General features: G+C 33.8%; 9 protein-coding genes and 1 pseudogene. 9 read left to right on the top strand and 1 reads right to left on the bottom strand.

The genetic code is table 11. The features are described 5' to 3' along the window. The 6 genes and pseudogenes from GWR14_RS10175 to GWR14_RS10200 form a co-directional block, all read left to right on the top strand. Positions 1-879 (top strand): RHS repeat-associated core domain-containing protein (locus GWR14_RS10175; RefSeq protein WP_163408925.1); only part of this gene is annotated, 879 nt, incomplete at its 5' end. Between the two features lie 2 nt (positions 880-881). Further along, positions 882-1,238 (top strand): hypothetical protein, encoded by a 357-nt coding sequence (locus GWR14_RS10180; protein ID WP_163408926.1) that lies wholly within the window; start codon positions 882-884, stop codon positions 1,236-1,238. A 239-nt stretch (positions 1,239-1,477) separates the two neighbouring features. Further along, positions 1,478-1,880: pseudogene (locus GWR14_RS10185) on the top strand (IS1/IS1595 family N-terminal zinc-binding domain-containing protein); the annotation flags it as partial. 180 nt (positions 1,881-2,060) lie between these two features. After that, positions 2,061-3,053, top strand: coding sequence for an RHS repeat-associated core domain-containing protein (locus tag GWR14_RS10190; RefSeq protein WP_449528531.1), 993 nt, complete (start codon positions 2,061-2,063; stop codon positions 3,051-3,053). Then, the gene (locus GWR14_RS10195) at positions 3,043-3,453 is read left to right on the top strand and encodes a hypothetical protein (protein WP_163408927.1); all 411 of its coding nucleotides are present in this window, start codon (positions 3,043-3,045) and stop codon (positions 3,451-3,453) included. The genes GWR14_RS10190 and GWR14_RS10195 overlap by 11 nt, the downstream gene beginning before the upstream one ends. An 86-nt stretch (positions 3,454-3,539) precedes the next feature. Next, positions 3,540-4,130, top strand: a complete 591-nt coding sequence (locus GWR14_RS10200) for an RHS repeat domain-containing protein (RefSeq protein WP_163408928.1) — start codon at positions 3,540-3,542, stop codon at positions 4,128-4,130. Here GWR14_RS10200 and GWR14_RS10205 read toward each other — a convergent pair. Next, a complete protein-coding gene (locus GWR14_RS10205) occupies positions 4,086-6,965 on the bottom strand; it encodes a triple tyrosine motif-containing protein (protein WP_163408929.1) in 2,880 nt (959 codons plus the stop codon). The two genes, GWR14_RS10200 and GWR14_RS10205, sit on opposite strands and share 45 nt — an antisense overlap. Before the next feature lie 344 nt (positions 6,966-7,309). Here GWR14_RS10205 and GWR14_RS10210 point away from each other — a divergent pair, with 344 nt between their 5' ends. From GWR14_RS10210 to GWR14_RS10220, 3 genes are all read left to right on the top strand, one after another. Then, the gene (locus GWR14_RS10210) at positions 7,310-10,396 is read left to right on the top strand and encodes a SusC/RagA family TonB-linked outer membrane protein (RefSeq protein WP_163408930.1); all 3,087 of its coding nucleotides are present in this window, start codon (positions 7,310-7,312) and stop codon (positions 10,394-10,396) included. A gap of 23 nt (positions 10,397-10,419) precedes the next feature. Then, the gene (locus GWR14_RS10215; RefSeq protein WP_163408931.1) at positions 10,420-11,976 is read left to right on the top strand and encodes a RagB/SusD family nutrient uptake outer membrane protein; all 1,557 of its coding nucleotides are present in this window, start codon (positions 10,420-10,422) and stop codon (positions 11,974-11,976) included. Between the two features lie 215 nt (positions 11,977-12,191). Further along, positions 12,192-13,655, top strand: coding sequence for a glycoside hydrolase family 30 protein (locus tag GWR14_RS10220; RefSeq protein WP_163408932.1), 1,464 nt, complete (start codon positions 12,192-12,194; stop codon positions 13,653-13,655). Positions 13,656-13,743 lie beyond the last annotated feature (88 nt).

Raw genomic sequence — 13,743 nt, forward strand, 5'->3', positions numbered from 1 at the left:
AATTATTACCCTTTTGGGATGAAGCATAAAGGATATAATACTGTTTCTACATCAACTAATCCGGCTTTAAAATATAAGTACAACGGAAAAGAGTTCCTGGACGAGCTGGGGCTTAATATGTACGACTATGGAGCACGTAATTATGACCCTGCTATTGGTCGCTGGATGAATATTGACCCAAAAGCGGAGGTGAGTAGACGATGGTCGCCATATAGCTATTGTTATGATAACCCAATGAGGTTTGTTGATCCTGATGGAATGTTAGCGCAAGACATAATAAATCCTAAATTTACAGACGCACCAGGCACTGCAACAGGCTCAACACAAGCTGCTTACGTTAACGAAGTACAAAAAGCGACCGGAAATACATATAAGGTAGATATCAATTTAGTCACGGGAAACGTGCAATTTACGCAGGTTGCTACTGGTCCAGTTACTGCTGAACAACAGGCATTTATTGATGTTTATAGTAGCGCAGTGTACAGCCCAGCTGTTGCTGATGTAGAAATAGTTAATAATGATGCAAATGTTGACGTTGGCTCAATTAAGGATAATCAAATCGATATTGGCGATGTTCAAGAATTTGATAAAACTGGTCCGGGTGCAGCATCGAGTGCAGGAACATTAGCACATGAAACTAAAGAGCAGCAATTAAAAGCCGAAGCTGGGGGAGTAAAAGGGACTTATCCTGCGGGGGCTTTAGGAATGCATAGAAGTGCAATACGAACTGCAGAAGATAAAGTTAATGGTAATCGAAGAGTAGAGAATTACTCAACTGGTGATAACATCTTTTTCGAACCAGACCGTACCAAAACGTCCCAAACTGTAACTCCAACTCCTGCTGGAGGTATTACAGTAACTAAGACCAAAATTCCGTAATTATGAAAAAAATATTAATTTTATTCTTCCCGATTTTAATTTGTTGTAAATCGGCAAATATCAATAAAAGCGATTGCTATGAAAACATCAAATTTAAAGAGATGTTTTTTTACCATGTTAACTACATTGAAAATAATATCGCAGTTTCGCAGGATTCTAAATTCAGGGAATCTGTAATTTTTATTTCCAATTACGCTCCGGTTTCATTAGAGAAAATTATGAATTATTCAACAACCTATCCAATCGGTGTTTTTGAACAGGACCGTATAAAATGGAAGGAATGGTATGAGGAGAATAAGTGCAAAAATATTCAGTTTAAAGATTCGCTTGTTACACCAGAAGTCTATCAAGAATGGTGAAAAAATCTGATTTAAAGCTGTACAAATAATATTCGGATAATGTTCTCATATAGGTGTCTTTGGTAGTGTTTCAAAGTTAGTGATATGTAAATTTAGATTTCTAACATAGTGGAATAGAATAGTTATTACTGAAAAACAAAAAAGATGAGCAGTAGTGCTCATCTTTTTTGTTTTAATATTGCTTTAAATGAACTAAAATGAATAAACAACCAACATAATGTTCCAGAGTTAGTGATTATATGAATTGTCCAAAATGTAAAGAGAAAAAGGTTATTAAAAATGGGAGAACGAAAAACTATAAACAGCAGTCCTATTGTAAAATGTGCTGTCACCGCTTTATAGAAAAATATACAAATCAAGCTTACAAATCAGATATCAATCAAAATATAATTCAATTAACTAAAGAGGGATTAGGAATAAGAAGCACGGCAAGAATACTAAAAATATCAGCCACAACATTATTGAAAAGAATTGTTTCAATTGCCAGAAATATTACAAAGCGATTATCATCAGATTCAAAAACTATGAAGTATATGAACTTTACACTTGCATTACACACAAGAAAAATTAGTTTACGCTCTGGAAAAGAATTATAAAAATATAATTAAGCGTGAGTTTCAGGGCCGCCAGCAAGTAACGCTCATCAATAGCACTACTGAATACGCAGGCGGATACATTTATGAAGATGGTATTTTAAAATTTTTCTCCCAACCCGAAGGATATGCAGCTTACAATAACGGAGTTTTTGATTATATTTACCAGTACAAAGATCATTTAGGGAATGTTCGTTTAAGCTATGGCGATGCTGATAACAATGGTAGTGTGAACATTGCCGAAATTGTTGAAGAAAACAATTATTATCCATTTGGGATGAAGCATAAAGGGTATAATTCTGTTTCTACATCAACTAATCCGGCTTTAAAATATAAGTACAACGGAAAAGAGTTCCTGGACGAGTTGGGGCTTAACATGTATGATTATGGTACAAGAAATTACGACCCAGCAATTGGACGTTGGATGAACATAGACCCGCTAACAGAAAAGATGAGAAGGTATAGTCCTTATAATTACGCTTTTGACAATCCTGTTTTCTTTATTGATCCCGATGGGATGTCACCGAGTAGTGATCCAATATTTGGTAAAAATTTTTGGGGTACTGTAAAACAAATCGGGGATGATGGTAATAATAGTGGAAAAATACATTACGTTTATAATAAAGATCAGGTAAAAGAGATTAAAAAACAAACCGCTGAAGGTAACACAGCAATAAATTTGAATGGTATAGATAAAGTTACTTTAAATGGAGGTACAAATACTGTTGATGGTGTTGTAGCATCTGTTGAAGCTGAACGTACAAATACATCGCCTACTGCTAATGATGCAGGCTTACATGAAGAAGGAGGAAATACACAGTTAAATCAAAGTGGTAATATAGATACGGTAACTTGGACTCCAGGTCCAAAAAAAGATGTTACAGGAAATGGTTCAATAAGTATATTTAATGGGATAGCTACTCCTTCTGCAGCTGAATTATTAGATTATTGGCATGTACATACTTCAAAAACACAAACGGTAACCCAGGCTGATGGTACTGAAAATACATTTAGGGGCTCTATGACACCTTCTGGAAATGCTACAGGAACCGATTTGAGAAGTGATTTTGGTGTACACAGAAGGTTGATTAATGAAGGCTATACAGCTACAGCAATTCAAGTAGGAACATCAAATGGAACATCAGTTAATTTTTATAATGGAGGTGGTGTTATAACAACATTAAGTTTTAAAAATTTTAAAAGATTAGGAAATGGAAATTAGGTTAGTATTTTTTTTCTTGTTAATTACAATAATGTCTTTTTCTCAAGAAAAATTAGAAATAGAGTCAACTTTTATGATAAAAGGAAAAAAAATGTCTAATGTGAATTACTATATTATTGAGAATGATAAGGCTTTTATTCTTGATAAGATTGGCGATAAAATAATTATCGATTCTGAAAAATTGAAGATAGATAAATTGAAGCTTCTTATGAAGTACCAAAATAATATTATTGAATTTTTTATAAATCCAAAAGAAATATTTTATTTAAAAATTGTAAAAATGCCCTTTAGCTTTAAAAGTCTTTTTAAATGTCGATATGTTATAAGTCAAGGTTTTGATTATAAGGAAATTGTAACGTCTTCAAAAAAAATATATGATTTTAAACCCGAAAGCAAATGATAGTAAAGGGGGATATACCAATGCCGTGGGTAATGTATCAGATGAGTTGGTGGTTAATTATTGCATCAAACATTTACAGATAATCAATGATTTATATTAATTTTTATACACAATATGTCTATGATGCCAGCGGCCAAAAAGTTTCTAAAAATGTAATTAAGTGTGAGTTTCAGGACCGCCAACAAGTAACGCTTGTTAATAACACTGCCCAGTACATTTATGAAGATGGTGTTTTAAAATTTATCTCCCAACCCGAAGGATATTCAGTTTACAATAACGGAGTTTTTGATTATATTTACCAGTACAAAGATCATTTAGGGAATGTTCGTTTAAGCTATGGCGATGCTGATAAAAATGGTAGTGTGAACATTGCCGAAATTGTTGAAGAAAACAACTATTACCCTTATGGCTTAAAACATAAAGGATATAATTCTGTTTCTACATCAACTAATCCGGCTTTAAAATATAAGTACAGCGGCAAGGAGCTCCAAGACGAGCTGTGGCTTAACTTGTACTATTACGGAACACGTAATTATGACCCAGCACTTGGACGTTGGATAAATATTGCCCCACTGATAGATAAAATGCGAAGATTTAGTCCTTATAATTATGCATTGGCATTTTTAAATTTATTAAACACTCATCAAAAATCCAATAAGATTTTCTTTTTTATTTAAACCTAATTTTTTTCTCAAGCGATATCTCGCTAATTCTACACCTCCATTAGATATATTCATAATTTCGGCAATTTCTTTGGTCGACATATTCATTAATAAATAAGTAGACAAATCCAATTCTCTTGGCGAAATGGTCGGATATTTTTCCTTTAATCTTTTCAGAAAATCAAAATGTACATTTTTAATGTGTTTTTCTAAATCTTTCCAGCTTTTATCGGTATTAACTTCTTTGACAATGCTTTTATGAAGTTTATTAAATTCTGTTTTGGTCGAATCGTCTAATATATTGGTATCAATTTCCTTCAGTTTACCTATTATCGTATTCAAAGTTTTGTTCTTTTTTACTACCTGCAATGAATTGTTTACAAGCTCCTTGTCCTTCGCTAAAATCTTGATCTGAAGTTTATCACTTTTCAGTTTTTCAATTTCCTTTTCGAGTTCGTGTTGTTCATGTCTGATTTTGGCTTCTTTTTCCAGATACAAACGCCTTTGCTCAATAGTTTCATAATATTTGTTTTTTCTGATCTTTAATTTAATTCTGTTCGAAATCACATAAATACCTATAATAATCAACAATATATAAATCAGATAGGCCAGATAATGTCTGTACCATGGTGGCGAAATAATAAACTTAATCTGACTGATATCTGAAACCACACCAAAACTATTTTTAGACCTCAGCTTCATTATATAATTGCCTTCCCTTAAATTGGTGTATTCTTTTATTGAAAGTGGTGACCAACTGCGCCAGGTATCTTCAAACGGTTCCAGTTTATAGGAATACGTAACATTTTCCTGATTTTCAAATGTTGGGGACGAGAACGTAAACTTAACATGATTATCTCTATAAGGCAGACAATATTGTTTATCCCCTATTTCTAAGTTTCCGGTTAGTATAGTATCTCCTGGAAAGGAAAAACTTTCTATAAAAGCAATTGGTTTTGTTATAAATGTATTCGAAATTTTAGAATCATAATGCGTTAATCCGTCTGTCAATCCGATAAAAATATTCTTTGAATCTATTGTATTTACAGAGATGTAGTTGTTAACCAAATTTCCGGTTAAATTAGAAAAGGGCGCCTCTTTTCGAATGTATTTCTCACCACCTGATTTTTCCAAAACTCCTAAAGATTCATTAAAAGAATACCATAAATTTCCTTTTGAATCCTGAATCACTGTATTGATGACCGGAATTTTATTAAAAAGACGGCTCATTTTTCTGTCTTCAAAAAAGCCGTCCTGATCTGAAGAAAATCTGTAAAAATGGTTTTTTGACTGAAAATAAACTTTATCATTAATTAATTGTAAGCTTCCAATTCCTTTATTAATGGCTGATATCTGAGTATATTTTTTTACAGACTCAAATCTTTTCAAATCATCTGAAAGTTCCATTCGATATAAATACGGATTCTTCTTTAACCATAAATAATCAGTATCGAGTTCGACTTCAAAAGTATTGGTCGTTTCATCAAAACCCTGAACCTGATTTACAAATTCAACTTTATTTGATGAGATTTTAAAGACCGAAAAACCATTATAACTTTCACCAATTGCGTATTCCGGATGCCCGGGTATCTTTTTAAAACCAAAGTATCCTCTGGTATCCAAGATTTTGGACACCTTATTATGTTCTACCACTAATGCCCCACTATTGCTTGAACACAATAAAGTATTATTTATGATCTGAATATTCCATGCCTGAGCAATAGTTCCTTCGACTCTGTTAAAAGGTTCATCTGCAAAAGAAGTATCCCATGAGTGATAAAACAAACCCTGATTGGTTGCGACATACAATTTATTCTGGTGCAATACGGAGGCATAAACTGTACCTATATTATAACTGTAATCAAAATAGGTAAAAGGCGAATTCTCATTTATAAATGTGATTCCGTTATCAAGACCCAGCCAGATATTGTTTTTATTATCAACAAAAGAAGTCAGTATAGTATTGTTCTGAAGTCCTTTTTGACGGTTTAAATGCTGAATTATTTTTCCGTTCAGATCACAAATTATAATGCCATTCAAAACCGAATTTAAAATGATGAATTTATCTTTTATAATTGACCCGCCCAGTGATGTATTCTTTTTTATAAAAATATTTGCTTCAGTATTCCATTCTTTTACAGTATTATAATCGTAAACAAAAAGTCCTTTTTCTAAAGTCGCCAACAGTATTTTATTATTTGATAAAGGAAAAATCGCCCAGATTTCTTTATCATTCAGAACGGTGGTACCTTTTAATGGATATATTTTTTGGTTTTTATATTCTAAAAGACCTAATACTTTGTCCTGAAAGAAAAGCCGTTTATTGATTACGAAAGAAAACTGAAATTTCTTCGGTGCATTCAGTACACTCAGTTTGTTATTTTTATAAAAAAAAGCTTTTGTAAAAGACTGAAAAATTACCTCTCCTTTAAAAACATGAATCCTCCAGATTAAGTTTATATTCTGACTGTCCTTATTACGGATTAATTTTGAAAGTGAGAAATATTTTAATTCTCCCTTTTCATCTGGTTTAAAATAACCGAATTCATTATTGCCTCCTACAAAAATTTTCCCTGAATCATCGATTTTCAAACTCCTGATGGCTGTGTTATTTGGTAAAGCATATTTTCTCCATGTAGAACCGTCAAACTGAATAAGTCCGCTATTGTTTGCAAAATAGATATTTCCGTTTCTATCCTGATCAATACTCCAATTTTGTGTTCCTCCTTTATATTCGGTTCTTTTATAATTTTTCAGATTCGGCATGCCGATATCCTTCACTTGCGCTAAAACATTCAAACCCAGAAAAAAAATTGCCGTTATGCTAAAAAGGTGTTTTATGAATTTCATAATTTTTATACCTGTTTTTTATTAGTAATACTTGTTATTTATTTTTTAACAGTAATTATCACACTTATAAAAAAGTTTTAAAAAGCGATAATTAGTATAAAAAACCAAACAAGTGTTTTTTAATAAATGTAGTGTTTTTTTAATATACTTAACATTATTGTAACAATATAAAAAAATATACAAATAATTGATTTTAAATATTTTAAAATTATTTTGATGTGTTTTTGTAAAGTATTAATTTATAGTTTGATGTGTTTTTGTAATAAAAATAAATTACTATTAATAAAAATTTAACCCTACTATTGCATCAAATTACTAATTAATTAACCAAAATTTTTAGAAAAATGAAATTAACAAAATTATTTATTTTTTGTTTTTCATCTTTACTGTTCTCAGTAGTCGCAATCGCTCAGGATGTGACAGTAAACGGAACAATAAATGATGAAGGAGGAATGCCCGTCCCGGGTGCAACAATTTTAATTAAAGGCACTAATAAAGCAACTGCTTCTGACTTTGATGGAAAATTTCAGATTAACGTTCCTTCTGACGGAACACTGACAATTACGTTTGTAGGATATAATACTGTACAGGAACCAGTAAACGGAAGAACTAAAATTGATATTAAATTAAAACCTGAATCCCAAAACCTTAATGAGGTTGTCGTAGTTGGATACGGAACTCAAAAGAAAAGTGTGGTAACCGGAGCAATTTCTTCGATAAAAGCAGAACAAATAGCAAATTTATCAGTTGGTTTATCTACGCAGGTGCTACAAGGACAAGCCGCTGGTGTTACTGTTCTATCACAATCAGGTGCTCCGGGAGCAGGAGCAAAAGTTCGTATCCGTGGAGCTGGATCAAATGGTAACTCAGATCCTATTTATGTAGTTGACGGAATGCGTACAAGCAACATTGATTTCCTTGATTCGAACGATATTGAAAAACTTGAAATTTTAAAAGATGCGGCTTCCGCAGCTATCTATGGAGCTGATGGAGGTAATGGGGTTGTAATGATTACCACTAAGAAAGGAAAATCAGGCTCTATGAAGATCTCTTACAGTAATCAATTCGGTTTTCAGTATTTAAGATCAAAATTAGAAATGATGAATGCTGATCAGTACGTTCATTGGATTGACGAAACAAAACCTGCTGGAAACAGACCTAATGTAGCTGACTGGACAGGTAAACAAGGAACAAACTGGATTGATGAAGCTTCAGAAGAGGGAGCACCTATGCAGCACCATACTCTTCAGCTTGCAGGAGGAAATGATGTTTCGACTTTTTTACTTTCAGGAAACTTTTTCTCACAAGATGGTATTTTTGGAGGTGACAAAACCAATTTTAAGCGTACAACAGTTAGATTCAACTCCAATCATAAAGTAAGTAAATATTTAGAAATTGGCGAAAACTTCTCTCTTTCAGTAAACAAACGTAAAGCATTTACTGAAGACGATAGTTTTAATGGTATTATGAATCATGCCATGCTGATGGATCCTTTGACACCTGTTTATTATCCAAGTGGTACTGTACTTCCACAACATGTTCAGGATGCCATAGCAGACGGAAAAGCCGTACCAACAAATGCAAATGGAGAATACTACGGTTTATCTAACTATATCGTTGGGGAAATTGCCAATCCGGTTGGACAAATTGCACTTGATCACGGTTTAACACAAGAAACTAAAATTATTGGTAATGTTTACGCTAATATCAAACCTTTTGAAGGATTTGTTTTTACAACACGTTATGGAATAGAGCAGACATATACCAATTACAACGACTGGACTCAAAAGTATTGGTGGAATACGAATAAAGAAAACACAACAAATAATAAAACTTACAATCAGAACATCTTTAAAACATGGTTGTTTGAAAACTTTGCCACTTACAGCAAAACAATTAATAAACATGAATTCTCAGTTATGGCAGGTATGTCATCTCAGGATTCCGAAAAAAGTTATTTAGACAGTCGTACATCAGGGATGATCAAGGAAGGGGACGATTGGGCAACAGTTGGAGAAACCCCAGTAGATGGGACTATAGCTGGAAACAGAACTCCAACATCAATGTTATCTTATTTTGGACGTATTACTTATTCCTTTGACAATAAGTACCTGTTTCAGGCTTCTTTGAGAAACGATAACTCTTCTCTTTTTGCTCCTGATAAACGTGCCGGCTATTTCCCTGCTGTATCTGCAGGATGGGTAATCTCAAATGAATCATTTTGGAAACTTGAGGCCGTTAATTACGTAAAATTAAGAGCTTCATGGGGTGAAAACGGTTCAACTTCTAACATTTCACCTGGACAATGGCAGGCTTTGATTACAAAAGACGGTTTAAAGTATCCTGACGCATTAGGAAATTATCAAACAGTTGGTGAGCTTAAAATATTGCCTAATGAAGATATAACATGGGAAACGACAGAACAGACAGATTTTGGTCTTGATATCAAAGCATTTGATAACAGACTTACATTAGGCCTAGATTATTACAAAAAAATAACGCGTGATTTATTAACACCTTCTTCTCCTCCATTATCTACAGGTTATGCTGCTCCATACGCAAATGCGGGTGATGTGACAAACAAAGGTTTCGAAATCGAAGCAGGATGGAGAGAATCACAACATCAGTTAAAATACGGTATAAATCTTAACTTGACCACAATTGACAATGAAGTTACCTATTTAAACCCATTGCTTACAAGAGTTGACGGAGCTAGTATTCCGGTATTAGGAACTGTAACTTCTTTTGAACTTGGTAAACCGGTTTGGTATTTCAGAGGGTACAAAACAAATGGTATTTTCCAAAACCAGGCACAAATTGATGCTTACAAAACATCTTTAGGAAGTGTAACTACATGGAATCCTACACCTGGTCAGCCTGTAGTAGTTGATACAAATGGAGACGGTGATATCACAGATCAGGATAAAACGTACATTGGAGATCCTCACCATGATTTGATAGTTTCTACAACTATTGACTTTGAATACAAAGGATTTGATCTTAAATTTTTCTTGCAAGGTGCTTTTGGCGGAGAAAACTATATGGCTTTAGCCAGAGTTGACAATCCTTTTTCTAATCGCCCGTCATTCTTCTATACTGACAGATGGACCGGAGAAGGAAGTACAAACAGTTTTCCAAAAGCTTCTTATAGTGACCCAATCATTTACTCAAGTGATTTAATGGTTCAGGATGCTTCATATGTAAGAATCAAACAAATACAATTAGGATATAATTTCAGTTCTGAATTATTAAGCCAGATAAAAGTAAGCAGTCTAAGACTTTATGTTTCCCTTGATGATTATTTCACCTTTACAAAATACAAAGGTATTGATCCTGAAGTTGGAAGTTTTTCAAACAACTCACAAGGTATTGACAGAGGTTTGTATCCAAATGCAGGCCGTATCATGACTGGACTATCAGTAACATTTTAATTCGAACTCATAAATAAATAACGATGAAAAAAATAATTTATAAATTAACGTTTATTGCGGGTTTGGTTGGAGTGCTAATCTCCTGCAGTGAAGATTTCTTAGACAAACCGGTCTATGGTGCGCTGAAAGCTGAAGATTACTATAAAACAGAAGCAGAACTACAAGAAGGAATATTTGCCTGTTATGATGTTTTGCAATGGGCTTATGCTGCCGACTGGAACTCCATGTATGTTGTAAAATCATTTCCTGCTGATGAAACTCATGCAGGCGGAGGTTCAGACGGAGATCAGCCACCGTATCAGCAATTAGATGATTATTCATTTACAGCAGAAAACAAACCAATCGAACACTGCTTTAAAGCTATGTATTTTGGTGTAATGAGAGCAAATGCCATCATTAATATTGCAACACCAGATACGCCAAAAAAGACGCAATTAATCGCTGAAGCAAAAGCGCTTAGAGCTTTTTTCTATTTTGAATTAGTTTCAATGTGGGGCGGTGTTCCACTAAGACTTGAAGTGCCAAAAGCAGGTGATTTCGCAATGGCAAAATCAACACCAGAGCAAATCTATGCGCAAATACACAAAGATTTAAGTGAAGCAATTCCAAATTTACCTAAAAAGAGTGAATACAGTGCCGAAATGCGTTTCAGAATGTCAAAAGGTACTGCACAGGCCATAAATGGGAAAGCCTATTTGTATGAAAAAAAATATCCTGAATCTGCAACTGCATTCGAGGATGTCATTACTTCTAATGAATATGATCTTGCACCAGATTTTTCAAAAATATTTTTAAAAACATCAGAATACGGTTTAGAATCTTTATTTGAAATCGGCTACGTTACTACTGCAGGTTATGATTGGGGAAATTTCAAATGGGACGGAAGCCGTGCGATGGAGAACAACGTAAACTGGCAATTAATGGGTCCACGAAGCGATTATTTCAAATCAGGCACCTCTGGACTTAATGCCGGCTGGGGTTTCAACTATCCTACATCTAAAATGGCAGAAGCGTTTGATGCAGAAGGAGATGAAATTAGAAAAAACGCATCCCTGCTATCAGTTGCTGACCTTAGATCAAAATTTGGGGGAGACTGGGTAGTAGACAAAGATCTGGACTGGACACAAGCTCCTCCGGTTTGGGGAATGGATGGTTATTTCAGACTTAAATACGGTTCATTAGCTGCTGAAACAGGTACTCCTGTAGCCGAATTAAACTATGGAACAAATGTTAGATTAATCAGATACGCTGATGTTTTATTGATGGCTGCAGAAGCAAATCTTTTGGCAGGAAATACTTCAAAAGCACAAAATTATCTTACTGCAGTACGTGACAGAGTCGATTTACCTCTAAAAACAGTAACCTTAGACGCAATTAAAACCGAAAGAAGATTAGAACTTGCATTTGAAGGTTTCAGATTCCTTGATTTGATTCGTTGGGGTGATGCTGCAACTGTTCTGAAAAACCAAGGCTTCAAAAAGAACGGAAACTTTGCAGACAAACATAAATTATATCCAATTCCTGCTGCAGAAATTCTTAATAACCCAAAAATGACACCAAATCCTGGCTGGGGTAGTTAGTAAAATATATTATGAAATAGTAAATGCTGTAACAGACACATTTCTTTACAAAAGAGATAAAAATGCATTCATACAGTGAATCATTTAAGTTAAGTGTTAAGTTAAGTTTGGTTGTTAGAATAGCCCATATTCTTTTTTGATTATGGGCTATTTTTTAAAAAGACATCTATTAGAAACAAGATTATAAATCTGAGTTTCATTAAAAACATAATACAATGAAAAAAATTGGCTTTATTCTTATTTGTTTATGTTTTTCTTCAACTGTTTTATATTCACAGGTAAAAAAAACAAAACAGGAACAGAAATTCATTACTGCAAATAAAAAAATAACGGTTTATACGACTGCTGAAAAAACAAATTTAAAATTAACACTAACAGATAATTTAGTTTTCTCTGCTTCTAAACAACCTTTGGAAATTGAGACTTCAATATTTGTGGAACCTGCAAAAAAGTTTCAGAATTTTATCGGAATCGGAGGTGCCATAACGGATGCAAGTGCCGAAATATTCGCTAAGCTTTCAAAAGAAAAACAAACTGAATTCTTAAATGCCTACTACGACAAACAAAAAGGCATAGGTTATTCATTACTAAGAACAACTATCCAAAGTTCTGATTTTAGCAGCGAAAGCTATTCTTATATCAAAGAAGGAGATAAAGAACTAAAGACTTTTTCTATTGACCACGACAGGCAATTTCGTATACCTTTAATCAAAAAAGCCATTCAGACAGCTGGCGGAAAATTGACTACTTATGTTGCTCCCTGGTCTCCAAACGCTTTTATGAAAAGTAATAACAATGTGCTTCAGGGTGGAACATTATTGCCTGAATATTATCAGACGTGGGCTAATTTTTATGCGAAATTTATAAAAGAATACGAAAAAGAAGGAATTCCAATTTGGGGAACCTCAACACAGAATGAACCAATGGCAGTACAAACCTGGGAATCTTGTATTTATACTGCCGAAGCAGAAAGAGATTTTATAAAAAATTATTTAGGCCCAACCCTAAAAAAAGAAAATCTTGGGAATAAAAAAATCATAATCTGGGATCATAACCGTGATTTGATGAACCAAAGAGCCAATGTAATTTACTCTGATCCTGAAGCTGCAAAATACATTTGGGGAATGGGTTTTCACTGGTACGAAACCTGGTCAGGAGGATTACCAATGTTTCATAATGTACGAAAGGTACATGAAGCTTATCCTGATAAAGGACTGCTGTTTACAGAAGGTTGTGTGGAACGATTTGATGCTTCAAAATATCAATTCTGGCCAAATGCAGAAAGATACGGGACAGCAATGATTAATGATTTTAATAACGGAACAAACGGATGGACAGACTGGAACATCCTCTTAGATCAGAATGGCGGGCCGAATCATGTGGGGAATTTTTGCTTCGCGCCCATTCATGCTGATACTACAACAGGAGAATTAATTTATACTCCCTCCTATTATTATATTGGACATTTTTCGAAGTTTATTCGTTTAAACGCCGTTCGTATCAGTTCAGCCGTAAGCAGAAGCAGTTTATTAAGCACTTCATTTCTTAATGCTGATGGTACAATTGCAACCATTGTCATGAACCAGACCGACAAAGAAATAAATTACAACCTTATTATTGCCTCTCAAAAAACACAAGTCAAAATTCCTGCGCATGCCATACAAACATTAGTGTATTAAGTTTTTATCTTACAAAATCATATCTTGTACAATAAAAGTGCTTCAGGACTAAAATTAATTTGAACAGTAAATTATAAAATATGAACTG

It is taken from the genome of Flavobacterium ajazii (assembly GCF_010614725.1).
GTDB classification, from domain to species: domain Bacteria; phylum Bacteroidota; class Bacteroidia; order Flavobacteriales; family Flavobacteriaceae; genus Flavobacterium; species Flavobacterium ajazii.

Coding starts and splice junctions, on each gene's coding strand:
- GWR14_RS10195 (WP_163408927.1), top strand. CDS start 3,043: ATGGAAATTAGGTTAGTATTTTTTTTCTTGTTAATTACAATAATGTCT.
- GWR14_RS10180 (WP_163408926.1), top strand. CDS start 882: ATGAAAAAAATATTAATTTTATTCTTCCCGATTTTAATTTGTTGTAAA.
- GWR14_RS10215 (WP_163408931.1), top strand. CDS start 10,420: ATGAAAAAAATAATTTATAAATTAACGTTTATTGCGGGTTTGGTTGGA.
- GWR14_RS10210 (WP_163408930.1), top strand. CDS start 7,310: ATGAAATTAACAAAATTATTTATTTTTTGTTTTTCATCTTTACTGTTC.
- GWR14_RS10220 (WP_163408932.1), top strand. CDS start 12,192: ATGAAAAAAATTGGCTTTATTCTTATTTGTTTATGTTTTTCTTCAACT.
- GWR14_RS10200 (WP_163408928.1), top strand. CDS start 3,540: ATGATTTATATTAATTTTTATACACAATATGTCTATGATGCCAGCGGC.
- GWR14_RS10205 (WP_163408929.1), bottom strand. CDS start 6,965: ATGAAATTCATAAAACACCTTTTTAGCATAACGGCAATTTTTTTTCTG.